Below are 23526 nucleotides of genomic sequence, written 5' to 3' on the forward strand. Positions count from 1 at the left end.
ACAGGAACTATAGACATTAAACACTTAAAAAATAGGACTCATCTGATCTACCACGAGGTTAAAATTCATTGTACGGGTGACCCAATCACTTTTCTTCTTTAACAAAAAGTCACGACTTTCGGAAGTATGATGATGAGGTAATGGATATCTTAAATAAGCATAATTCATTTTAGAGGTAGCATACATCCTGATTCCATTGAGAAAACAGTTTTTTTGAAACCGGATGTCTTCCCCAAGGTTAGTGTTTGGAAAAGGGTAAGTTTCAGCAATGCTCTTTTTGATAACTAAAGTTGCCCCGCTAAAAAAATAAGTTCTTTTATAAGCGGACCAGCCACGATCCGGAATCCAGATGTGCTCATGATTGGGATTATATAATCGAAGCTCGTTCGTGTTTTTAAAGTAAATGAAAAAGGATTGTTTTCCAATGAATTCAGCACCTGTTTCAGTTAGTACATGCTGGGCTTCCTCTAAATAATATTTTCCATAATAATCATCATCATCAAATTTAGCAATCGTAGGATAACGTGCTCTTTTTACCCCTTGATTGAGACATTCACCAAGACTTATATTTGCTGATAAAAGATGGATATCACCGCGAACACCGCAATCTGCAAGCTTTTTTTTAATGGGTAAAACATCTATATCCTCAGTATTGAGGATCAAAATCAGCTCTTTTTCGGCAAGTGTTTGTTTTGAAAAGTTTTCAATAATATTGTCGATAAATCGCAGACGATAAGTTGAGACGACAACGGAGATCATGGAGCATCACGCTTTGTTTGAGGTCGTTGGATCAGACCCTCAAAGGACTCCGTCACAGATATCAACTGACAATACCGCTGAAAGATTTGGTTGTCTATATTCCATGAATGCTGATGATGTTTTGGATCATATCGAAAGAGTACATAATCATAAGGATCGCTTGAGAACAGAGATAAACCTTGTTGGAGACAATCCTTTTGAAATTGAAGATCTTCTCCTTTATTTAAACGTGCAAAGGGTACCTTTTTTAGAACAGCCTTTTTAAATATAAGCGTTCCTCCCGCTAATGCCCTTTTTAAATCCCTCTCGTTTCTTATATAAAAAGGACTTTTACTTCTTCTGAATAAGCTCAGTTTTTTCTCGGTTTTAAAATAAACAAATATAGAAGACTTACCGATGACATCAATATTTTTCTTCTTTAATTGACCGACCATATTCGTTAAATAAGCAGGTGAATAGTAATCATCATCATCAAATTTGGCAATGACATCATAGAGTGCTTGTTGTCCGCCAAAATTCAGGCATTCTCCTAATGTCTTTTTTTCATCCAATTGAAAAACACGGATATTGTTATAATTTGCCGTTCTTTCCTTCCATTGGCCTGCATTTAACTCCTTTTTATTTAGAAGAATGATTAATTCTTTTGGATGATAATCCTGCCTCAGGAAATTCTTTAGAATATGATCTGACATCTCCTGTCGCATCGTACTCGTCACCACGGTTATCACAAAATCCCTCCAATTGAGTTTATTGTCCATACCATTCATGTCCCCTCTTCATAGTATGTTATCAACGTGAATCGAAAGATAAATGAGGTGTAAAAATGGGAAGAAAAATCGTCGTAACCGGAGCGGCAGGTTTCTTAGGATCTCATCTGGTAAAAGAATTGATCGATGAGGGAAACCTGGTCGTCGGCATCGATAACTTGTTAACTGGAAAGTCCAAAAATATGATTGATATGAACAGCGAAAAGTTTACTTTTATAGGTATGGATATTTGCTCTCCTAAGCTACTGAGTCATCCTCTTTTAAACGGGGTAGACGAAATCTATCATCTGGCGTCACCCGCTTCTCCCAGGAGTTATCAGGCACATCCCTTAAAAACCGTTGAAGTGAACACACTAGGTACAAAAAACATGCTTGAATTAGCCATGAAAAGCGATGCAAAAATAGTGTTTACAAGTACGAGCGAGGCTTACGGTGACCCAAAAATCACGCCTCAGCCGGAAACTTATCGTGGAAATGTCAACACTTGGGGCCCAAGAGCCTGTTATGACGAATCCAAACGGCTCGGTGAAGTGTATTGTTACCTCTACCATGCCTTATATGATGTCAAAGTGAAGGTTGCACGCATTTTTAATACGTATTCGGCAGGTCTCGCAAATGATGATGGCCGTGTCATTTCAAACTTTGTGACGGAAGCTTTAACGGGTAAAGATATAACGGTTTATGGTGACGGGACCCAAACCCGATCCTTTTGTTACGTCACCGATACCATTCATGGCTTAAAATTGTTGATGGAAAAGGAAGATGCTACTGGAGAAATCATTAATATTGGCAATCCTGCTGAAATAACGATTCTCAATCTGGCAAAAAAAATAAAGCACTTGACACAATCCAGTAGCAGAATTGTTTATCAACCGCTGCCAGTTGATGATCCCACGATTCGAAAACCGAATCTCGAGAAGGCTAAAAGGCTTTTAAACTGGGAACCTACTGTTTCTCTGGATGAAGGACTTAAAGCGACAATAAAAGCTTATAAAGACAAGATTTGATAAATTGAGAAGAGGTCATAATATTGATTCCCAACGTTGATCTTAGTCTTCACCCTTCAAGTGATACAGTAATTTGTTCACTCGCCATCGGTGAACATCAAAACTTGTTGCACTTAATGAAACCAACAGTCGACTTATACGCAAATAAACATGGATTTGATACCGTCTTCGTCACCTACCAGTTGACGGACAGACCCGTGGCCTGGGATAAAGTCGTTTTAATACGCAGACTCTTGGATTATTATTCGTTGGTCATCTGGATGGATGCTGACACCATGATTGTAAATCCTCACCAAAATATTAAAGACGACCTTGATTCAAACTATGATATGCACCTTTGCACGCACAAGGGAGTGGAACCCTGTTGCCCGAATACAGGGGTGTGGGTCGTTAAAAAAACGGATCAATCCATAAAAATATTAGAAGATATATGGAATCAAACGGATCATATTCCCAATCATCCATGGGAACAAGGTGCCCTTTTCAAGCTTTTAGGTTATCCCAATCCTCGTGATTTCTTTTACTATGTGGGACCGACTGAATATACGCATTGTATTAAAACTCTGGATATCAAATACAACAGCATGATGTCGTGGGGTGGATTTTTAGGTGCAGCCAGTAATCCTGTTATTGTTCATCACTGCGGCGTTCCCCTTGAGGAAAGATTGGCCAGCATGCAAGAGAGTTACAAGCTATTTTTAAAAAACAAATAATTGATGGTTTCACTTTTATGAAAAATCATCTGGTATCCAGACCTTAAAGATTTGGTTTCCGAATGACAAACCCTTGCCGACAAAAAACCGAAAAATCCGATCAATTTGAGGATTTGAAGCCAGAACAATCCCATCAATTTTATTAAATCGGTATAATGAGTAAGCTTTTTTCATGTCACTCAGTTTCTGTTCAAGAAATAGCATCTGTAAATAATGATTTCTAGGTGATATTTTTTCTTTATAAAAGGCAATCTCTTTTTGTGAACCAAGTAAAAGCAGTTTGGGTATTCTGTTTAAATGGTCGAACTTTACCTTCGCTATAGATTTAAACGTGCTCAGGAGAATTTCGCATGTTGTCTCTATTCGATTAGTGTGTGCAAGAGAATGGGTCCGAACTCTGTATTGATATAAGACTTCCGGTATTCTTCCAATTTCTCCCTCTCCAAACATTCTCGACCAAAGGTCATAATCATAAGCTATTTTAAATGCGGGATCATATCCTCCAACATTTTGAAAAGCTCTTTTTGAGAAAAGGCCCGTACCATGACAAATAGGTGTACTGTAAAACTGTTCATTCCTGAATTGTCCTGGATCTTTGGCGTTGAAAAAGTACGATTCCATTTCCAGAAAATTCGGATCAACCATTTCATCCCCAGGTATACATTGAATGAGGGAACCAACAGCAGCAAATTCCGGGTGGGACTTTATATAGGTTAATTGTCTTTGTAGGCGCTGTTTCATGCTAACATCATCGGCGTCTTGAAGGGCAATCCATTCACCATTGGCTTCGTGAATACCTGTATTTAGGGCATTGGCAGCACCTTTGTTCTTCTCTAAATGAATCACCTTTACTCTAGGATCGTTCACTCCGTCTAGTATTTCTTTTGTCTGATCATTTGAACCGTCATTCACAATGATATATTCAAAGTCATGAAAAGTTTGATTAAGTACGCTATGAATAGCCTCTTCGAGATGAGCTTTACCATTATAAACAGCTGTTACCACAGATAACTCCATAGGTACACTCCCTCCAAAACATTTGGTTTATCTTATGCTTGGCGAGAATTTGTGCCATCATCTATACACATAAAAATAATGTGAATAAACTATAACGACCGGGAGAGTGATAATAACTTAAGGGGGATTGTTATGAAAAAAATATTCTGTGTCGGCATGTTAAAGAATGAGGCTGATATCATTGAGTCCTACATTAGATACCATCTGAATATTTTTGATGGTATGGTCCTTCTAGATAATGGGAGTACGGATCGATCTCTTGATATTATCTACCAGTTGCAAGCAGAGGGCCTTCCTGTCTATTTAAAACATGACGTTAGTCTGGAATATATCCAGGGAGACAAAACAACAGATTTAATCAGGGATACCTTCGATCAATTTGGTCCTGATTTTATATTCCCTTTAGACGTTGATGAGTTTTTAATGGCACCTAATTTTTCTGGAAATCCTCGAAAATTAGTAAATAATTTATCGGCAAATAAAGTTTATTACATTGAACGAGAATATACGTACTTCCCCATAAACCTAAATGAAAACGAGTTGTTTATACCGAAAAGGCTTACTTTCGCAAGTCCAATAAAAGATTATTGGCCTAAAGTCATCGTTTCGAAAAAAATAATGGATACTTATTCCCCATCTATTTCCGGTGGCAATCATGATTTATTATTTGATAAAAAAAATATACAAACACTTAAATTGCAGACCCTGAAATTAAGACATTTTCCTTATCGATCCATTGAACAATTAAAATCAAAAATAACCGTAGGATGGATTAACACACTTGCTTCTTATAACTATAGCGAGGGCTTTAATTATCACTGGCATACCCTCTTTGATGAACTTAAAGAAAATAACTTTGATCTAAATGTTGAAGCGATATCGGATCATCAGGAAAGACATGTTCCAATGAACGTTTCTTTCTGCCGTTCACTGGATTTAAAGTACACCACAGATCACGAGGTCAATGCTATTGTCAACCTACTAAACTATTGCGAGTCCTTAGCCGACAATTATAGGCAACTGGACAAACAGCGACGTGAGGGATCATAAATGGACGATGTCTCAATAATTACACTTTGCAATGACAACTACGCCGTTCATTTAGCTACGATGCTCCTTTCTTTATTTGAAAATAAAGCGCCGGAAACGCGCTATCAAATCTATATTATCGATGGAGATTTGTCGGAGGATAATAAATTAAAGTTACGTAACCTCCTCCAAGGCTTCAACTCCTCTCCTATATTCCTGAACGTCGATCAGAAGCTTTTCAAATACTGTAAAGGCTGGGGACATGTGAGCCGCGAAGCTTTCTATCGGATAGCCATACCCGATCTCTTAGACAGGAAGATAAAAAAAGCATTGTATCTCGACAGTGATCTGATCATTAAAGACGATCTCCTTGAATTATGGAACAATAAGCAATTGGGTCACTATTTTTTAGGTGCTGTCGAGGACCCGGTCGATATTGCCGGAATCAGATTATCTAAGAGGTATAAATACTTTAATTCAGGCGTTATGCTAATGAACCTTGAAAAGTGGCGGAAAAACAATATTTCGAAAAGGATTTTTCAATTTATCAGGAAACATTCTTCAAAAATCATGTGGTGGGATCAGGATGCGCTTAACGCCATACTGTACAATAAATGGTTTGAACTTGATTACACGTGGAACTATCAAGTATACAGGATGGGACACTTAAAGATTCAGCCAAAGATTATTCATTTCAATACAGATGTCAAACCTTGGAATGGAGAACCTTATCTTAAAGAAGAATACGATTACTATAGACAGAGACTAAACTGGTAAATGAATAACAAAAGCAAATCCGGTTGACCACAATGCAAATTTTGCAATCTTAAAGATCGAAGAAAATTAAAATGAATAGGGGTGTCTTTTTGAGTCATTTACTACCGCCTAATGGAATTGTTAATTCTATAAAAGAGTGGACCGCTGCAAAGGATGGCTACTTGGGCGTTGATATTAAAGAATTCTACCCTGAAACGTCTATTTTAAGTAGAACGAAACGTCGTCCTCCCTGGCCTTCTTCATGGTTTCCAAGTAAATTAAAATCACAGGGTGGTTATGTTGCGGTTATTCCGAACGGGCGTGTATGGGGAGTAAATGGAGCAATCATTACTCCTGATAATCAACTCGTATGGGATGTATCTTTTGAGGGCGTTGATATTACTCCCGAGAATCATTCTATTTTTAAAGAGAATATATTGCCTGCCGTTTCTTTCGTCAAAAATGCTGCAGATCTGACACATGTTTTTAGCAGGAATTATTATCATTGGATGTATGAGGTGATTCCCCGGATTCATTTAATTCAGCTGAGCGGTCTAACGGTTGATCAATTTATCGTGAATACAGAACCCGAGCACCCTTACCAAACCGAAACCTTGCGTCAATTAGGACTAAATAATGAGAAATTATTAATGACACACGCCGGCTTTCATGTTCAGGCTGAAAATTTAATTATTCCTACACAACCGACGTTCCCCACAAAATGGGGATATGATTTTCTACGCAAAACATTTTTAAAAGATTATGAATCTAATTCCTCTGATAAAAAGCGAATCTACATTAGCAGAAAATGGTCGCGAAAAATCACAAATGAAGATCAAATAATGCAGATATTAAGCAAATATGGTTTTGTTAAAGTGGAATTGGAATCTCTCTCAGTGACCGAACAGATTCAACTTTTTTCGTCCGCAGAAGCCATAATATCTGCTCACGGGGCATCCTTAACAAATTTAACGTTCTGCAAGCCTGGAACAAAGGTTCTGGAAATTTTTCATCCAAATTATATTATCGCCCATTACTATGGAATAAGTTCATTGGGAGAATTAGAGTATTATTATTTTATTGGTGAAAAGGGCCCACAGGAGTTAAATAGATGGCCGGGAGCAGATGACATAACCCTAAATATTCCTAAATTTGCAGCCTACCTAAAAAGAATGCGCCTTTAATAAAAACAATCTAATTTAATTATTCATAGATTGATAGAGATTAAAATACTCATTAGCTTCTTCCTGGACTGTTCTAACTTTTTCATTTTTAATATTATTTTTTATCCTATTTAATAACTTTGGTTCCTTTATCAATTTTCTTAATATTTTGGTGAGTTTTTCCGAATTACTTCTTGGAAAGATAAAACCATTCCGGCAATCATCAATGATTTCTGTTATACCACCGACATCTGAAGCTATGACAGGTAATCCACATGCTAATGCTTCGTAAACCACAAATGGGCAATTTTCATGCCAGATTGAAGGAACGATAAGTACATCAACCCCACTAAAAATTTTCCCAACATCCATTTCATCATAAACGCCACAAAGTTCAATATTACCATTTTTAGAGGATTCTCTAATCATATTATTATAAGATTCATCATTCCCAGATCCATAGATTTTTAACTTAGCTTTTTCAACCTTGGGACTTAGGAATGCTTTTATTAAAACATGCAGCCCTTTATGATAATAGTGGCTTCCCGCATAGCAAAATGTCAGCCTTTGGTCTTTAGTATAAACGGTGTTATTCTGAATACATTTTTCTTTATTGATTCCGTAATTTATAACTTTTATATCTAGTTCAGGAAACTCCTTCTGAAACATTTTTGCCAAAAAGAAGGATGGGGCAATGACCTTTTTTGCAGATAATAGCATATTCTTAGATTGGTTGTAACGATATTTGACAAATTCATTATTGATCTCTGGGCATAGGGTTCTACAAGCATCACCTTGTTTAGCACCCAAACAAGGTGACCCCGCACTTGTCATAAATATACCTTTAGGGCACATAAAGAAGAAATCGGTAAGTGTTATAAAGTAAGGGATGTTCCTATTTATTGAAACTTTAATAAATTCGCCCATCCGTATGGGATGGGCAACATGAATAATATCCGGCTGCTCTTTTTGAAAAATCATGTTTGCAAACCCGGTTAATTCAGTATCTTCCAACGATTGATAAAGCGTTTGAGGACCGGGGTCGTTAATATGTTTATATGCAATAATGGGGATATCGTTATAAAGAAATTCTTTGTACATTATGTTTTCATAGATCTGTTCGAAATATGAGTCGGGTTGAAAACTATGGGTAATTACTTTCACATCATGCCCATTAGTCTTTACCTGTCCGGAAAGATTTAGCAAGAAATTTTCAGTACCTGTATATGTTTCCGGGAAGAATTGATGTATCAGATAAAGAATTTTAATGGTAAACCCTCCTTTACTTTTTTCTACCAATATTATTATTGGTAATTTCGGCTTAAGTGTGTTCACTTGGATGTTAACATCATGATCGGAAAGTGAGGCAAAATAAACAGACTACATGAATAATATCCGTTCACACTATATGTATTATATTTTGGTTTTATGCATGAAAGTATAGGAACACTATATGTACGTACTTTATGAAAACAGCAAATTAAAAACCTTATTAGATCCACAGTGAACCGTATCACGAAAAAGGACGAGCCAGCTGGAATGAGGTGCTTTATTTCCCGAAACACTAGAGCCTTAAATTGTCGTTGTCTTCGTTATGGCACTACACTTTATGGTATCCTGGCATACTAGGGCTGAAAGCTGATGAAAAAGGAAGAGGAACCACTCATTCTGTAGGGTAAACAAAAAGTCTTCCGGCTCACCGGAAGCTAAGCATTCGTTTCATCCATCAGATACGGCATCTGTAAAGGTAACCTCAGACTTGGTATGGTTAACTGTTTGCAAGAGAATAAAGCCAAAACAAGTTTTTAAGGGGCTTCATCATAAAATGGAATGATGATCCATATCTCAACTGATCGTTTTACCTCCTATACTTATCTCGTCTCGTTCTTATCTTAAAAATACGCAGGCAAGATATCATTCCACTAATCCTGGTTTCATGAGGAAGACCCCCATAATGCATAATGATGGGATCTTCACTTACATCACCATCTATTGGTCTGCAATTCCATTTAAGATCTAATGGCCCAATAAGGTTGCTATATTCGTTAGGGTGGTAGGCAATTATGTTGTGATAGGAATTTTCATAACCTAATACATTAAAAATAGCTTGCTGTTCCCACCATGGATGGTGAATCACATCTGTTTCATTCCATATTTTATTTAATAAATCAAAAGTCTTTTTGTCTTTTTTCGCAACAATTAATCCGCCATTAGGCCAAATTGGTGATCTTCCGTAATGGGTGACCATAAACATAACATGATCTTCATTTAATTCGGTTCGTATATCTAAACTGTTATCTAAAAATATTGCATCTGAATCCATCCACATGACAATATCGTAATTTTTTAATAAATTATATAGAATGATAATTTTATCCCATGATGCGGGTCTGCTTAAATCGAATCGCTCCGTAAAAAAAATCGTATCCATGTTATGCTTTTTGGCATAGGCTTCAACCGTAGGTTTCATTATCTTCAATTCCATTTCGTGCATTTCTCCGGTTGCACTGCTACAAATAATCATAGTACTCTTTGGATCCAATTTGAAGTTGACTTCAGGTATAGGAAGTTCTAAGTGACTTATAGCCGTTCACTCCTTATCTCAATCTGTCCTTCCATCAAATTATTCGTGAAAATAACAATCTGGAACTTATCATCTCAATGATGAACAAAAATGGGGGTTAGCCCCAGCCCCCCATTGTTTGTATGCTCTAAATAACTTCGTATTAATCTCAATCTCAAAATGATTCATAGCCGTGTGGATGTTTGAGATGCCATTTCCAGGCTGAACGGACAATGTCAGTTAAGGTATAATCCGGGACCCATCCTAATTCATTCACTATTTTAGAGGATGAGGCAACCAAAATTGGTGGATCCCCAGGTCTTTTAGGCGCATAATTTACCTTTGCTCTTTTATTTGTTATCCGTTCACATTCACTGATAACTTCTTTTATAGAGTGCCCTTCTCCATTACCCAGGTTATACTGCAACCCTATTTTAGGTTGTGATAAAAGGTACTTTAAAGCGAGAATGTGCGCTTTCGATAAATCCTGAACGTGGATGTAATCCCTGATACATGTACCGTCAGGTGTATCATAATCATTGCCGAAAACATCGATTTCTTCTGTAGCGCCTTGCAGGTGCCTTAGGATATTTGGAATTAAATGTGTTTCAGGATCATGATCCTCTCCGATTTCACTAGAAAAATGAGCCCCTGCCGCATTAAAATATCTGAGCGAAATATAGCTTAACCCATCGCTGTTTGAGGTATCGTTTAAAATCGTCTCGATCATAAGCTTAGATCTTCCATATGGATTAATCGGATTTTTCGGTAGTTGTTCTGTGATTAAGTCCTGTTCGGGCTCTCCATAGATGGCGCAAGTTGACGAAAAAATTAATCTATTCACTTTATGCTTGATCATGCTCTGAATCAGTCGTGTCGTCTTACCTACATTATTATCGTAATACTTTAGCGGATTCTGGACGGATTCACCAACTAGGCAATTAGCAGCAAAATGCATCACTGCTTCAATGTCATATTGATTAAATAAGTCATCCAGTATTTGACGATCACTAATATCACCTAATTTAAAAACAGCTCTCCCGTCAACGGCCGATTGATGTCCAGTCGACAAATTATCCAATACAATGACTTTATAGCCTTGGTTTATTAGTTCTCTCGTGACATGGCTTCCTATATAGCCTGCTCCGCCTGTTACCAGAATCATGGGCAATCTCCTCCAATCTTTTGTCATATCCGTCGAGCCATGATAGAAGTGTTCAACTATTTACTTTTAACAACTAATGAACGCTTCTCCATTGAAACCGTTGGTAGTCACTGTTAGCGTTACTTATCGTTATGAAGCGATTAACTTTTCCCGATTGCATAATAATCGAAGCCCGCATGCTTTATTTCATTTGCATTCAGTATATTTTTACCGTCAACGATAAAGGGGAATCGTACGCGTTTTCTGACTGATACCCAATCAATAGCTTTATATTGTTCCCAACCCGTACACAAGATAATGGCGTCGGTATCTGAAACACATTCCTCGACTGTTTGGACTTGCTTGAAGGTATAGCCCGATCCTACTTTTACAGTTGGGTCGTGGACTTTTACCCTAGCTCCCGCTTTTTCCAGATCATCAATGATTTTGAAGCTTGGCGATTCACGTGTATCATCGGTGTTGGGTTTAAAGGCTAATCCGAGAACAGCAACCACTTTGTTTTCCAAACTACCCAGAGCAGCCTGAAGTTTTTCAATAAAATATTTTGGCTGTGATTTGTTAACTTTCACGGCTGCTTCCAGAATAGATAGCGATTGATGGTTCGTTTCAGCTGTTTTGAGCAAGGCACTGACATCCTTTGGAAAACAAGACCCTCCATAACCAATGCCAGCATTTAGAAAGGCCTCACCTATCCGGTGATCAAGTCCAATCCCCTTTGAAATGTCATCAACCTCAATTTCTAAGACATCACATAATCGTGCAAGCTCATTTATATAAGAGATTTTTAAAGCTAAGAAAGAATTAGCGGCATACTTGATCATTTCGGCTGTTTTTTGCGTTGTATCAACGAATGGACAATCAAAATCCTTATAGAGTTCCCTCATAAAATGCAGGGCTTTCTCACTTGAATGCCCAATGATAATTCGATCAGGTTTCAAGGCATCGTGGAGGGCTGACCCTTCGCGAAGAAATTCAGGATTAGAAACCACATCAAATGGAACAGTTTTTTCTTGATGTTGTGTGATCCATTTCGTAACCTTGTCAGCAGTTCCTACAGGTACGGTACTTTTATCTACAATGACTTTATAGGCATTCAGGTTTTTCCCAATCCTTTCAGCCACATCTTGAACGTATTTTAGATCAGCACTTCCATCCTCATCTTGTGGTGTACCGACACAAATAAAAATAATGTCATTTTCCTCAATGGCTTTCGATTCATTTTGTGTAAAAGAAAGATTTCCTTCCCTTAGGTGCTTTTTTAATAATTCATCTAATCCAGGTTCAAAAAAATGAAGCTGACCGGATTGCAGTCTTCTTATTTTCTTTTCATCAACATCAAGTCCTGTCACCTGATGACCCTTTTCACAAAAAACAAGGGCTGTGGTTGTGCCAACGTAACCCGTTCCAACAATTAAAATTTTCATAATAAGTAACCTCCAAAATGTTAACCTTCACCATGGGCCGAACCGCACAGCAAATTTGTGAGAGACACATACTCAGGCATCTTCGAAATATCAAATCGCTGTCCGACAATCTCTATACCATAGCTGGGCATATCGCTTAACATCGCTTTAATGGCATCTGTTAATTGAATTTCTGATCCAACACCAGGCTGCAGTCGATCTAAATAGTCGAATATAGAAGGTTCAAGAATATACCTTCCCACAACGGCTAAATTCGATGGAAAGGAATCCTGTGCTTTTTCAATAATGTTTTTAAGCTTAAAGGTTGTGTCGTCCAACTTCTGAGGATCGATCACTCCATAGCTCTTAAGCTCGGATGGATCCATACGCTTTAGCCCAAGCACATTCCCTTTTAGCTTATTACGACTTTCAATTAACTGACGCAATGCTGTTTTATCTTGTGAAACAACGATTTCATCAGGAAGCAAAACGGCAAATGGTTCCTGACCAACAAAAAACTTACCCAATCGAACTGCATCCCCCAGACCGGTAGGATAAGGCTGTCGGATATATTGGATATGAACTTTAGGCTGATCCAGCTTCTTTAATAAATCTGTTTTATTTTTCTTTTTTAAATAGGCTTCTAACTCTAGTGATCTATCAAAATAGTCAAGAATCATATCCTTATTTTTGGATACGACAATTAAAATCTGTTCAATTCCTGAATCAATTGCTTCCTGAACGATATAATCAATAGCGGGTCGACCACAAATGGGCAACATTTCTTTTGGTAAGACTTTTGTAATCGGCAGGCTTCTCGTTCCATACCCCGCTGCAGGTATAATCGCTTTTTTGACCATATTTAAGCCACCTTTCTTTGTTAACAATGTATTCATAAGTGGACTAAGAGTAACTTGTCCAATAGCATAAAGGGCACTTTATAGATACCTGTGAAGGTGAATTTTAATAGGCGGCATATGAAACGTAGAGGCGTTCTATCAAAGCCTACTTAATGGGTGAAGTATTGAAATAGTTTAACAATAGAATGGGACAATCTTAGTTACAGAGGGAATGTCGATATAGTCTGAATAGTGTGAATCAAATCGGTAAAAATGAAAATCGCAATGGACATGTCGGATAGGCATGCTAAGAAAAGTCAGACCAATTGAAACAGAGTGGAAGAACGGTCCCATCTGCTACTGCACCGGCTGATAAATTAAAACATCGGGAGGGAAAAATTATCCTCTCGATGTTTTCTTCAGGCTACATTTTGGAATAAACTCATTACAAATCTCATATTTCTTGACGAGCCATGTGTTGGGAAAAACCGCTATTCGTTATCGGTTCAGCCCTCTTTATAGAAAAGTTTTAAATCGTTGATTTCTTTTTCAAGTCCTGATTTTAGTGAAATGATCGGCTGGTAGTTTAACAAACTCCGTGCTTTAGATAGGTCGGCCCAAGTATGTTTAGGTTCACCTTTAGGCTGCTCGATAAAATTTATTTGGATCTTCGCATTCAGAATCTTCTTGATCATGTTCGTAACTTCAAGGATAGATGCTCTTTCTGTCCCGCCAATATTAATCGTTTCACCGATAACTTTATTTGTATAAAGTACGGAAAGTGTGCCTTCAACACAATCACCAACATACGTAAAATCGCGTGTTTGTTTTCCGTCACCATATATCTGAATCGGTTTTCTTTGGAGAATATGATGAATAAGGCGATGGAAAGCCATATCAGGATACTGTCTGGGTCCATATACAGAGAAGTATCGTAAAATAACAATAGGAATCCCTTCATTTTCCTGATATACCCTGCATAAATTTTCCCCGGAAAGTTTGCTTACTCCATTTGGGGATAAAGGTTCAGGTAGAGCATTCTCAGACACTTTTCCTTTTTTTTCGCCATAAACTGATGAAGTGGAGATATAAATAAATTTCTTTAATGGCAGTTCTCTGCAAGCCTCGAGCAGTTTATGAGTGACTAGGATATTGCTTGCCACATATTGATCGAAATCACTTCCCCAGCTTGAACGCACACCAGGCACGCCTGACATATGATAGACAACATCTATATCTTTAAGTAATGGACTCAAATTGGTGTTCAGCAAATGAACATTGTGAAAGTGAAATCGTGGATTTTTAAGTAAAGTACCCAAGTTACGTTGTTTTATCTTCGAATTGTTCATCAATGTATCGACACCGATGACGTGATGATCTTTAATTTGCAATAACCGTTCACATAAGTGAGAACCGATAAAACCAGCAGCCCCTGTTACCAGTATTCTCATGCTCTACCAACTCCTAAGTACTTTAGTCCATGCTTCCGGGCAATTCTTAGGTAGATGAAAATTCGACAGTTCAGCAGCATGTTTCTCCACTCAGCATTTTTTTAAATTAGAAATCCCTGGTTACAAAAACATCTAAGCATGCACTTAAGTATCATGACCGCATATCTAAATAATCACTCTCTGATCGATACAATATCCTTATTTTTTTACATACTATTCTTGGGTAAAAATTCAGTAACTTGTCTATACAGAAACAGACTCTCACTAAAGTGATGAATGTGTATATTATTTCCCTTCTATACAAAATGTCTGTCAGAACACGTTCCAGAAGATGATCCAAACAGAATAAACTTATGCAAAATTAGGTGATTACAGCATTTATCTAAAACCCTATCATTTTGTCCAAACCAAGATTTTCTGTCACACATACTGTATTTGTAGCTGATAATAACTCGAGAGGTGAAGGTAGCGTTGGATACAGTTATGCATTTAAATTTAAGGGTTGATCCGACCCAATATATTGAACAGATCCGCCAAGTCCCAGATTTTGATTACATTCATATGGTTCGACAACCTAAGTACATGGCGGATATTTCGCTTCTTAATGAAAAGGTATATTACCTAAGTGAGATCTTCTCTCCAGCAGAATTTGTAAAAAAAAATCATATTTCGCTAATGCACGCACATCATGCTCAGTTAGGGATCTTATTACTTCCTTTTAAAGAAGAAATGAACCTTCCGCTCGTAACGAGCATTCGAGGACGAGATGCCACGCTTGCTGGCCAGCCAATTGGTTATTTGGAACACATCAAGATGCTATTTGACCAAGGTGATCGGTTTTTCCCTGTCTGTCACTACTTGGCGGAGAAGATCATGGACTTAGGCTGTCCGTCAGACAAAATCAGGGTATTGTATGGTGGTGTTGACCTTGGCCAATTCGTCTATCGAACACCAGATCGGGGAGACACTCAAAATATAATATCCCTTGGAAGATTAGTAGAAAAAAAAGGACATCCAATATTAATCCAGGCTTTTCATAAAATAAAAAGTAAATTCCCAAATGCCACTCTTACCATTATCGGAAGTGGACCACTTGAAGAGGCAATCCACTCTTTGGCGAACCAACTTAATCTAGGTGATTCTTTCCGTCTTCTTAAACAAATTCCAAAAGATCAAGTGCAGAAAGAATTGTTTCAAGCGGATTTATTTTGTGCTCCTAGCATGGAAGCATCTAATGGGGATGTGGAAGGTATCCCAAATACAATAAAAGAGGCGATGGCAACGGGTTTGCCAGTAATCTCGACCTCTCATGCGGGTATCCCTGAGCTGATCACCCATAATAAAGAGGGCATTCTAGTTCAGGAAAATAATGTGGATGAACTTGCAGATGCTATTGAATTTATGCTGCATAACAGGCAGAAATGGGAAACGTATACTCTGGCAGCTCGTCAAAAAATCGAACAAAATTTCGAGCTTAGTCAACAACTTTTACAGCAAGCCAAATATTATGAGGAATTGTTAGGGGACTGATTATGGAAGACTTTAAATCTATCGTTGTGACAAAAGGTGAGAAATCTTTAGATATTGAGAACCCCACTACCTATCCGCTAATTGGGTATGGTACTCAAGGCGCTGTATTTAAACTTTCAGAGGATCGATGTGTCAAAATCTATGTAGACGAGGAACAAGCTAAAATGGAGGCATTTGCATTGGAAGTCGGTCAGCATCTCCCCTTCATTCCTAAGCTCTATGAGTCGGGTTCAAATTATGTCGTCATGGACTATTTTAATGCGCCAAATTTAAAAGACTATCTAAGAAACTGTACGTATATCCCTGAATCTATTGTCAAAAAACTTCTCGATATACTAATTGAATTAAAGCGGGCAAACTTTACTATGATTGATGCCCCGCTTCGTCATATATTTGTCTTGAAAAATGAAGAGCTCAAAGTCATTGACCATGTCAACTCCTTCAAAAGACAACATCCTGTTCCACTAAAATTATTAAGAGATTTAAAAATGATTCTATTAAAAGATTCATTTTTATCACAAGTTAAAAAACTAGATCCTGTTACTTTTACCGAATGGGACATTTATATTCATGACAAAATGGATTTTGATCAAATCATGGTGACCTCCGGAAGCAAAGGGAATAGCGTAAAGGTGGATAGTGCAATTACCCAAATGCTTATTGGAATAGGGCACCAAGGTGCTGTTTTTCGAATATCTGAAGATCAGTGTATTAAATTTTACGGGAAAATGAAACATGCCAAGATGGAACAAGAAGTCCTTTTATCAAACCAATCTTTATCCTTTATACCGAAAGTTTATAAAACAGCAGCAAATTATACGATTATGGAATATCTGGCCGGATCTGATTTAAACAGCTATCTCAAAAAACAGTATACCCTTTCTGAAAACATTACGAGAAAACTATTGGATATGCTGAAAACAATGAAAAATTCAGGTTTCAAACAAATTGATGCCCCACTGCGTCATATCATTATAACAAAAGAGGGTTTTAAATTGATCGACCATGTTTTCTCCTTTTCACATGATCAAGCCAAACCCCTCGAACTGTTTGAAAATCTTCGGGAAAGAAATTTTCTGGATTCCTTTCTTGAACAAGTCAAAATGCTGGATCCGGAAACTTATCAAGAATGGACAGAGCCGCCCGTCTCAAATTCACAAATTGATGTATCTAACAACATTATATTCATTGTAAATATATGGTGAGAGCCACTCTTTGAAACAGTTATTATTTTCACGGAAAATTATACCCTCATCACTTTACGAAGCAGAAGTTTTGAATAAAAAATAAATAGATACCAAACTTCGTGAGCAATCAATAATGTAATAAAGACCCGCCGAAATCAATAATCGGCAGGTCTGTACTATTTTCAGACTGAATCCACTTCAATTCATGGTAAATTAGAAAAACCAGGCTATGCCTGGTCCTTCCCTATCACTCTTTATGCGGCTTTAATTCACCGAATTTGTGCTTCAATGACACTTCAGTTGCTCGCATCAACTGGTGCGACCGCGGGTAGTCCATGAGCCTCCTCAGACATACTTTTGCCTGTGGGGTCTCCTTCGGCCTGCGATCAACAGGATCGCTCCGCAGGAGTCTCGCACTTTCGTGTTTGAATCAGAATTTTTTCCGAGCAGTACGCCGCTGATATGAACCCTGAATTCATTCAAAATTTTATATACTTTCTTATCCTGGCACATAGAACTTTTCCTTGAAATAGTCCTGATTTAATTCTTAACTTCCTTATACGTATTACTGATGAGGTCTAATTGCGTGATCTTGCCTGTATCTTTGTAGTAGCGGAAGAACCCGGCAGACGGCGCTGTATCAGGATCGGCCGCACTGTCATTCTGGTGGTTCTCACGCAGTTCCATTGAGTAATAAGCACCATCATCGGTGGTATCAATATAAACTTCATCAGGCGTATAACCCGCTGCTTTAATAACAGCCTCTTCTGCCTGTTGCTGCGTCACTGTCGCACTCGAGCTAGCGGTAGAACTGCTCTGGCTGCTGGATGATGATGCAGCGGATGAACCATCAGAGCTGCCGGATGACGAAGCACTCGAACTGCTCGAAGATGCAGCTTCTGAATTCGAGACAGACGTTCCTATCGAGGCTCCCTCCGTCTTTTTCTGTTTCAATGTCATCGCCTGATCTCTAAGCTCCCTCGCATCTTTTCTCAAAATCCCTGAACCACTTTTTTGAAGAATAACCCCATTTAATGCTTTAATCGCTTGATCCGGATCATCCATTAACCGTCTTGCAACATTGAAATTATACGTCTGTGCCGATAGAATCGTCGCTTTTTTATCATTCTTTTTGTGACTTAAAGCCTCTTTAAAGTATTTTGCCGCAGCATCATAATTTTTCGAAACAAGAGCAGCTTGCCCCTTTTTCATTGCCTGATCGTATGCTTTTTCCTCCTGATTCGCGCAACCACTCAGAATGAGAATCGCAACCAGGAATAAGGTTGTCAGAGTTTTTTTCATCATCTGCCTCCAGTTTCAAAAGACGTTATATTTTCTATTCTAGCATTTTTTGCTTCTCTTTTTCCTTCTTTCTCTGTATATCGACATTTTCTAAAGAGAGCATAAGTGATTGCCTAGCTAGGCATTACAAGAGCAGGATAACCATATGAGCTTGCTTGCATATGCACTGCTTACATCCGATGACGGACCCTATATCATCGGGCAGACGATCCATGTCAATAGTGGAGAAAACATGGCCACCTAAACGATTTTTAACTAGGCAAAAAGAGCACCGGCACTCTGCAGTGCCGATGCTCTCTATCATTCATATTCATTTATTCTGTTGCAGGTGCATCGTTCCAGATATCTTCGGCAATGGAAACAACCAGACCCAGCTTGTTCCATTGATCTTCTTCTGTCAAAATGTTGCCTTCCTCAGTCGAAGCAAAACCGCATTGCGGACTAAGTGCCAGCTGGTTCAGCGACACATACTTGGTCGCTTCCTCAATTCGTTCTTGAATGGCAGCCTTGGCTTCCAGTTCAGGAAACTTGGATGTAATCAGTCCCAGAACAATTTTCAAATCAGGACGTTTGACGAAACGTAGCGGATGGAAGTCACCGGCACGTTCGCTGTCATACTCTAGGAAGAAGCCATCAACATTCACCGAACCGAATAGGATCTCAGCGACTGGTTCATAACCACCGGAGAAAATCCATGAAGAAGCAAAGTTGCCGCGGCAAATGTGCATGGTTACAGTCAGATCTTCCGGCTTGTCCTCAAGGGCGGCATTAATCGCCTGAGCGCAAAGACGTGCCAAATGATCTGGATCGCGACCATCCTTGCGGATCTCTTCTCTCTTTTCTTGAGAACAGAGGTACGCCCAGTTGGTGTCATCGAGCTGAAGATAGCGGCATCCATGATTGTAAAAGGCACGAATCGCTTTCTTGTATGCCTGTCCAAGATCATGGAAATATGCCGCCTCATCGTCATAACAGGAACCATCCAAGTAATTGTAGCGTCCGAGCATGCCTGGACTTGGAATGGTCTGTTTTGCAATAAAATCGCCGCTATCGCCAACTAATTTGTTGAGGAAATCAAAATCAACAAGGAAAGGGTGTTCATCTGAAAAATCGATTTTTCCCGTAACCCGTACCTGATGGCTACTCGTTGTTTTGCCACTGAAATGATAACCGGCGTTCGCTTCATAGCCTTCCACACCAACTAGATTTTCAAGAAAATCCAAATGCCACCAAGAACGACGGAATTCGCCATCGGTGATCGCTTTCAAGCCAACGTCTTTTTGCTTACGGACAATTTTTTCAATTTCTTCATTTTCTATTTGCCTGAGCTGTTCGCGGGAAATCACACCCTCTTTATATTGTTGGCGTGCGGCCTTCAGTGCCTGAGGGCGGAGCAAGCTGCCCACTTGATCTGCGGCGAACGGCCCTTTTTTTGATTGTACTTGCAATGTGGTCATGATCATATCTCCTTTTTACGCTCTAAAAATTTAAGTTCATCCGGCATTGAATGCTAATTTGCCAATGTTTTTATCGAAAGAAGCAAGAAAAAACTCTCCTATTTCAAAAATAAGAGAGTTGGTTTCACTGAAATCCTAGTTTTATCTTCCAGATTTGCATCTGATGGATTTAGCACCTTCCGCAATGCGGGGTTGCTGAAGTATCGTCGGGCCAGTCCCTCCACTTCTCTCGATAAAAGATTAAATTGTTTATTGAGCATAGCGTATTTTTAGCGTTTAATCAACAGTTAATCATGTTAAGCGCCCTTTTGACCGGGAAAATTATTGATAATCCTTTGCAAGCTTTTCAAATGCTGCAAGCGACCGCTCCACTTTTTCTGTCGGAATGCAGTATGCCATGCGGAAGTAGCCCGGGCAGCCGAAACTGTCAGCCGGAACAAGAATGAGATCATACTTCAAAGCGCGCTTGCAGAACGCAATAGCATCCTCCTCCAGCGCTTTCGGGAAAATATAGAATGTTCCGCCCGGCTTAACACACGAGAAGCCAAGCTTGGTTAATCCGTCATACAGGATGTTCATATTCGTTTCATAAACCGATAAATCGGCGGTCAGATCAATGACATCAGCGACGGCCAGTTGGATTAAAGATGGCGGACAATTGTGGCCAATAACCCGAGAAATTTGGCCGCACATATTAATAATAAGTGCAGCATCCGGACATTTAGGGTTTACGGCCACGTAGCCAATCCGTTCACCCGGAAGCGACAGTGATTTGCTGAATGAGTAACAGGTAATTGTGTTTGTGTAAAAATTCGCCGTATATGGTGCATCAACATGGTCAAAAACAATTTCTCGATACGGTTCATCAGAAATGAGGTAGATGTCATGACCGTACTCTTTTTCTTTCTGCACTAAAAAGTCTGCCAGTTTCTGAATCGTTTCGGTCGAATATACCACCCCTGAAGGGTTGTTTGGTGTATTGATCAGCACGACCGTAACCTTTTCTGAAAACATTTTTTCAAACGCATCAAAATTGATCTGAAGTGTATCCGTATCGGGCGGTACTACTTTCAAAATAGCGCCTGTTCCGTGCACGTAAGGTGTATATTCTGGAAAAAACGGCGCAAATGTGATGACTTCGTCGCCCTTTTCAGTAACTGCACGTAAAGCATGTGCGAGCGCGCCAGCAGCCCCAGACGTCATGAAGATGTGCTCTTTTTTATAATCAAGCCCAAACCTTCTTGATAGCGACGCCGCCACCTTTTCACGCACAGAAGTAATGCCAAGACTTGGACTATATCCGTGCACAGCCATCGAATCCTTACTTGAAGCAAGCGATACTAATTTATCGGTAAAGGCCTGAGGCACCGGTACCGACGGATTGCCCAGGCTATAATCAAAGACATTTTCATAGCCGATTTGTTTCGCTCTTTCAGTGGCGTATTCGGCCAGTTCCCTGATGACCGATTTTTGGCCTAGCATTTGCTTAAATTCTTCAGCAATCATTTAGTTATCCCTCTCTTTTTTCAAAATCCGTTCTTCTTTTGGAAGCAGCAGGGTGTTGCCGCTTCAGTCAGACAGTACTGTTATTATACCGATCTTGACCCATAATTTCTATGGAAGGCTAAGGAATTGTTTCGCGCTTTTCAGTTTTCAATCATTAATGAACACGCTCATCCCAAATGTTGTACAATCGCTTTTTTTCCCTTATGTTTATCTTACAAGACTTTAACGGTTATCGGACTGCAAATATTGGTTTAAATTTTTTATACAGCAGAATGAAAAATGAGGCGATAGAAATGAAATTATGGGAAAATGGAACCTTTTATACGATGAATAAACAAGGTGAAAGCGCAAGCTGTGTGCTCACCGATAAAGGTAGGATTGTGGCACTTGATGAACAGGCAAGAAATCTTGCCCAGACATCGCAAGCGGAAACTATTGATCTGCAGAATGGGGTAGTATTTCCCGGTTTTGTCGACAGCCATCTTCATTTGCTTTGGTACGGACAAGCCCTGGACCGCCTGAATCTTTACGGATATCCATCGAAGCAGGCATGTCTTGAAGCCATCGCGGAACGGGCAAAAAGATTAACGGATGGGCAATGGCTGTTCGTGGAAGGTTACGATGATAACAATTTAAGCGACAGCAAGCAACTGTTGACTCGCTGGGATCTCGATAAAATCAGTGACACACACCCGATTCTCGTTCGCCGGATTGACTATCACAGCGTTAGTGTAAATACACCATTCATTAAAGAGATTGGACTGAAACACGGCCAGGTATTTGAAGGCGGCGGTATGATTGATCTTAATGACGAAGGAGAACCAACCGGAGTTTTAAGGGATGAAGCATCCATGCTCGCCATTGAGCGTTTTCCGACTGAAAGCCAGGAAGAGCTGGAGCGATTGATCAAGTTGGCGATTCATGTTCTATGGAAAAAAGGTCTGGTCGGCGCACACTCAGAAGATCTTCATTACTTTAATGGTCTGGTTGGAACGGTAAAAGCCTATCGAAATGTACTTTCTCAGAAAATTCCCTTTCGAGCTCATCTACTCGTTCATCACAAAGAGCTTAGTGCCTACTTGAAAGCGCCCGAGGCCATTACCCACGCCGACGCCTTCGTCGAGCTTGGTGCAATGAAAATTTTCTATGATGGGACAGTTGGTTCACATACCGCATTAATGTCTCAACCTTACATGGGGGAACCCGGTAATTATGGTCTGAAATTTCACAGCGATGAGGAATTCGAGAAGTTGGTACAGCAGGCGCGTGCCGCAAAGCTGCCAGTGGCCATCCATATCATCGGAGACCGCGCTTTTCAGAATGTCATTCGGGTTCTAAAAAAGTATCCGCCGCTCCCAGGCCAGAAAGATCGCATGATTCACACGCCATGGCTCCACCCGAACATGCTTGAAGAAGCGAAAGGCATGCCGCTCATTTTTGATATCCAACCGCAATTTATGAGCAGTGATATGCCGTGGGCATTCGACGTTCTCGGACCGAGTTTTCCGCCGCTGGCTTTTGCCTGGAAATCGATTCAGGACTATGGCTTCACAATTGCCGGCGGCAGCGATGCACCGATTGAAATTCCTAACCCGTTTCATGCCATCCACGCCGCAGTCACGCGCACGTGTAATTCCGACTTAAACGGAAAACAGTATTTCCCAGAAGAACGTTTGAACGTCTTTGAAGCGATCGGCTTATATACGTCCGGCAGTGCAGCTGCTTGCAATCACTCTGACACACGCGGCACGATTAACGTTGGCAACGTTGCGGATTTTACTGTTCTCGACAAAGATCCATTTCATATCGACCCTGCTGATCTGCGCAAAATCACCGTTCAAAAGACGATTGTGGACGAACGTGTCGTGTTTCAAAAATAAATAATAGATTACACTCCAAAGGGGAAAATGGT

The 23526-nt window shown here is 39.4% G+C and carries 20 protein-coding genes and 1 riboswitch; of the genes, 8 read left to right on the forward strand and 12 right to left on the reverse strand.

The features are described 5' to 3' along the window. Window positions 1–24: 24 nt before the first annotated feature. Together P343_RS28010 and P343_RS0118840 are read right to left on the reverse strand one after the other, a co-directional pair. Window positions 25–759: a glycosyltransferase family 2 protein gene (locus P343_RS28010; protein ID WP_023510148.1), complete on the reverse strand. Its 735-nt coding sequence runs from the start codon at window positions 757–759 to the stop codon at window positions 25–27. Then, window positions 756–1517 carry a glycosyltransferase family 2 protein gene (locus P343_RS0118840; RefSeq protein WP_023510149.1) on the reverse strand — a complete coding sequence of 254 codons (762 nt, stop codon included), beginning with the start codon at window positions 1515–1517 and terminating at the stop codon, window positions 756–758. The genes P343_RS28010 and P343_RS0118840 overlap by 4 nt, the downstream gene beginning before the upstream one ends. A gap of 65 nt (window positions 1518–1582) precedes the next feature. Here P343_RS0118840 and P343_RS28015 point away from each other — a divergent pair, with 65 nt between their 5' ends. Further along, entirely contained in the window at window positions 1583–2533 is a 951-nt protein-coding gene (locus tag P343_RS28015; RefSeq protein WP_023510150.1) for an NAD-dependent epimerase/dehydratase family protein, read from the forward strand. A 23-nt stretch (window positions 2534–2556) separates the two neighbouring features. Continuing rightward, a complete protein-coding gene (locus P343_RS28020) occupies window positions 2557–3246 on the forward strand; it encodes a DUF273 domain-containing protein (RefSeq protein WP_023510151.1) in 690 nt (229 codons plus the stop codon). Window positions 3247–3261: 15 nt separating this feature from the next. On the opposite strand, the gene P343_RS28025 is transcribed toward P343_RS28020, so the two are convergent. Continuing rightward, window positions 3262–4263, reverse strand: coding sequence for a glycosyltransferase family 2 protein (locus tag P343_RS28025; protein WP_023510152.1), 1002 nt, complete (start codon window positions 4261–4263; stop codon window positions 3262–3264). 132 nt (window positions 4264–4395) lie between these two features. Here P343_RS28025 and P343_RS28030 point away from each other — a divergent pair, with 132 nt between their 5' ends. The 3 genes from P343_RS28030 (at window position 4396) to P343_RS28040 (ending at window position 7232) form a co-directional block, all read left to right on the forward strand. Beyond that, window positions 4396–5313: a glycosyltransferase family 2 protein gene (locus tag P343_RS28030; RefSeq protein ID WP_023510153.1), complete on the forward strand. Its 918-nt coding sequence runs from the start codon at window positions 4396–4398 to the stop codon at window positions 5311–5313. Then, complete coding sequence (locus P343_RS28035; protein WP_023510154.1) at window positions 5314–6069, forward strand: glycosyltransferase family 8 protein; 756 nt, start codon at window positions 5314–5316, stop codon at window positions 6067–6069. It begins immediately after the preceding gene. Window positions 6070–6158: 89 nt separating this feature from the next. Beyond that, window positions 6159–7232 carry a glycosyltransferase family 61 protein gene (locus tag P343_RS28040; protein WP_023510155.1) on the forward strand — a complete coding sequence of 358 codons (1074 nt, stop codon included), beginning with the start codon at window positions 6159–6161 and terminating at the stop codon, window positions 7230–7232. A 15-nt stretch (window positions 7233–7247) separates the two neighbouring features. Here the strand turns inward: P343_RS28040 and P343_RS28045 are convergent, their stop codons facing one another. The 6 genes from P343_RS28045 to P343_RS28070 all read right to left on the reverse strand — a co-directional run bounded on the left by P343_RS28045 (window position 7248) and on the right by P343_RS28070 (window position 14632). Beyond that, the gene (locus P343_RS28045) at window positions 7248–8546 is read right to left on the reverse strand and encodes a glycosyltransferase (protein ID WP_023510156.1); all 1299 of its coding nucleotides are present in this window, start codon (window positions 8544–8546) and stop codon (window positions 7248–7250) included. A 523-nt stretch (window positions 8547–9069) separates the two neighbouring features. Next, window positions 9070–9735, reverse strand: coding sequence for a putative nucleotide-diphospho-sugar transferase (locus tag P343_RS28050; protein WP_031263936.1), 666 nt, complete (start codon window positions 9733–9735; stop codon window positions 9070–9072). Window positions 9736–9949: 214 nt separating this feature from the next. Further along, window positions 9950–10939, reverse strand: coding sequence for a UDP-glucose 4-epimerase GalE (gene galE / locus P343_RS28055; protein WP_023510158.1), 990 nt, complete (start codon window positions 10937–10939; stop codon window positions 9950–9952). A gap of 140 nt (window positions 10940–11079) precedes the next feature. Beyond that, window positions 11080–12363, reverse strand: a complete 1284-nt coding sequence (locus tag P343_RS28060) for a UDP-glucose dehydrogenase family protein (protein ID WP_023510159.1) — start codon at window positions 12361–12363, stop codon at window positions 11080–11082. Between the two features lie 20 nt (window positions 12364–12383). After that, entirely contained in the window at window positions 12384–13202 is an 819-nt protein-coding gene (locus tag P343_RS28065) for a UTP--glucose-1-phosphate uridylyltransferase (RefSeq protein ID WP_023510160.1), read from the reverse strand. Window positions 13203–13687: 485 nt separating this feature from the next. Continuing rightward, complete coding sequence (locus tag P343_RS28070) at window positions 13688–14632, reverse strand: NAD-dependent epimerase/dehydratase family protein (RefSeq protein ID WP_023510161.1); 945 nt, start codon at window positions 14630–14632, stop codon at window positions 13688–13690. 471 nt (window positions 14633–15103) lie between these two features. On the opposite strand from P343_RS28070, the gene P343_RS28075 reads away from it, so the two are divergent. Further along, on the forward strand, window positions 15104–16162 hold the full coding sequence (locus P343_RS28075) for a glycosyltransferase (RefSeq protein ID WP_023510162.1): 1059 nt from the start codon (window positions 15104–15106) through the stop codon (window positions 16160–16162). 2 nt (window positions 16163–16164) lie between these two features. Continuing rightward, window positions 16165–17367 carry a kinase gene (locus P343_RS28080; protein ID WP_023510163.1) on the forward strand — a complete coding sequence of 401 codons (1203 nt, stop codon included), beginning with the start codon at window positions 16165–16167 and terminating at the stop codon, window positions 17365–17367. A 522-nt stretch (window positions 17368–17889) separates the two neighbouring features. Here P343_RS28080 and P343_RS28085 read toward each other — a convergent pair. The 3 genes from P343_RS28085 to P343_RS28095 form a co-directional block, all read right to left on the reverse strand. Then, window positions 17890–18651: an outer membrane protein assembly factor BamD gene (locus tag P343_RS28085; RefSeq protein WP_023510164.1), complete on the reverse strand. Its 762-nt coding sequence runs from the start codon at window positions 18649–18651 to the stop codon at window positions 17890–17892. 314 nt (window positions 18652–18965) lie between these two features. Continuing rightward, window positions 18966–20114, reverse strand: coding sequence for a 5-methyltetrahydropteroyltriglutamate--homocysteine S-methyltransferase (locus P343_RS28090; RefSeq protein WP_051384749.1), 1149 nt, complete (start codon window positions 20112–20114; stop codon window positions 18966–18968). Between the two features lie 132 nt (window positions 20115–20246). Beyond that, a riboswitch (SAM riboswitch) is annotated at window positions 20247–20347 on the reverse strand. Window positions 20348–20429: 82 nt separating this feature from the next. Next, window positions 20430–21614 (reverse strand): pyridoxal phosphate-dependent aminotransferase, encoded by a 1185-nt coding sequence (locus tag P343_RS28095; protein ID WP_023510167.1) that lies wholly within the window; start codon window positions 21612–21614, stop codon window positions 20430–20432. 293 nt (window positions 21615–21907) lie between these two features. Between P343_RS28095 and P343_RS28100 the strand changes: the two genes are divergently transcribed. After that, window positions 21908–23494, forward strand: a complete 1587-nt coding sequence (locus P343_RS28100; RefSeq protein WP_023510168.1) for an amidohydrolase — start codon at window positions 21908–21910, stop codon at window positions 23492–23494. Window positions 23495–23526 lie beyond the last annotated feature (32 nt).

Origin of the sequence: Sporolactobacillus laevolacticus DSM 442 (genome assembly GCF_000497245.1) — a bacterium.
Classification (GTDB): domain Bacteria; phylum Bacillota; class Bacilli; order Bacillales; family Sporolactobacillaceae; genus Sporolactobacillus; species Sporolactobacillus laevolacticus.

Excerpts from the sequence above, each read along its gene's own strand:
- P343_RS28010 (WP_023510148.1), bottom strand. The coding sequence starts at position 759 with ATGATCTCCGTTGTCGTCTCAACTTATCGTCTGCGATTTATCGACAAT.
- P343_RS0118840 (WP_023510149.1), bottom strand. The coding sequence starts at position 1,517 with ATGGACAATAAACTCAATTGGAGGGATTTTGTGATAACCGTGGTGACG.
- P343_RS28015 (WP_023510150.1), top strand. The coding sequence starts at position 1,583 with ATGGGAAGAAAAATCGTCGTAACCGGAGCGGCAGGTTTCTTAGGATCT.
- P343_RS28025 (WP_023510152.1), bottom strand. The coding sequence starts at position 4,263 with ATGGAGTTATCTGTGGTAACAGCTGTTTATAATGGTAAAGCTCATCTC.
- P343_RS28030 (WP_023510153.1), top strand. The coding sequence starts at position 4,396 with ATGAAAAAAATATTCTGTGTCGGCATGTTAAAGAATGAGGCTGATATC.
- P343_RS28035 (WP_023510154.1), top strand. The coding sequence starts at position 5,314 with ATGGACGATGTCTCAATAATTACACTTTGCAATGACAACTACGCCGTT.
- P343_RS28050 (WP_031263936.1), bottom strand. The coding sequence starts at position 9,735 with ATGATTATTTGTAGCAGTGCAACCGGAGAAATGCACGAAATGGAATTG.
- galE (WP_023510158.1), bottom strand. The coding sequence starts at position 10,939 with ATGATTCTGGTAACAGGCGGAGCAGGCTATATAGGAAGCCATGTCACG.
- P343_RS28060 (WP_023510159.1), bottom strand. The coding sequence starts at position 12,363 with ATGAAAATTTTAATTGTTGGAACGGGTTACGTTGGCACAACCACAGCC.
- P343_RS28065 (WP_023510160.1), bottom strand. The coding sequence starts at position 13,202 with ATGGTCAAAAAAGCGATTATACCTGCAGCGGGGTATGGAACGAGAAGC.
- P343_RS28070 (WP_023510161.1), bottom strand. The coding sequence starts at position 14,632 with ATGAGAATACTGGTAACAGGGGCTGCTGGTTTTATCGGTTCTCACTTA.
- P343_RS28080 (WP_023510163.1), top strand. The coding sequence starts at position 16,165 with ATGGAAGACTTTAAATCTATCGTTGTGACAAAAGGTGAGAAATCTTTA.
- P343_RS28085 (WP_023510164.1), bottom strand. The coding sequence starts at position 18,651 with ATGAAAAAAACTCTGACAACCTTATTCCTGGTTGCGATTCTCATTCTG.
- P343_RS28090 (WP_051384749.1), bottom strand. The coding sequence starts at position 20,114 with ATGATCATGACCACATTGCAAGTACAATCAAAAAAAGGGCCGTTCGCC.
- P343_RS28095 (WP_023510167.1), bottom strand. The coding sequence starts at position 21,614 with ATGATTGCTGAAGAATTTAAGCAAATGCTAGGCCAAAAATCGGTCATC.
- P343_RS28100 (WP_023510168.1), top strand. The coding sequence starts at position 21,908 with ATGAAATTATGGGAAAATGGAACCTTTTATACGATGAATAAACAAGGT.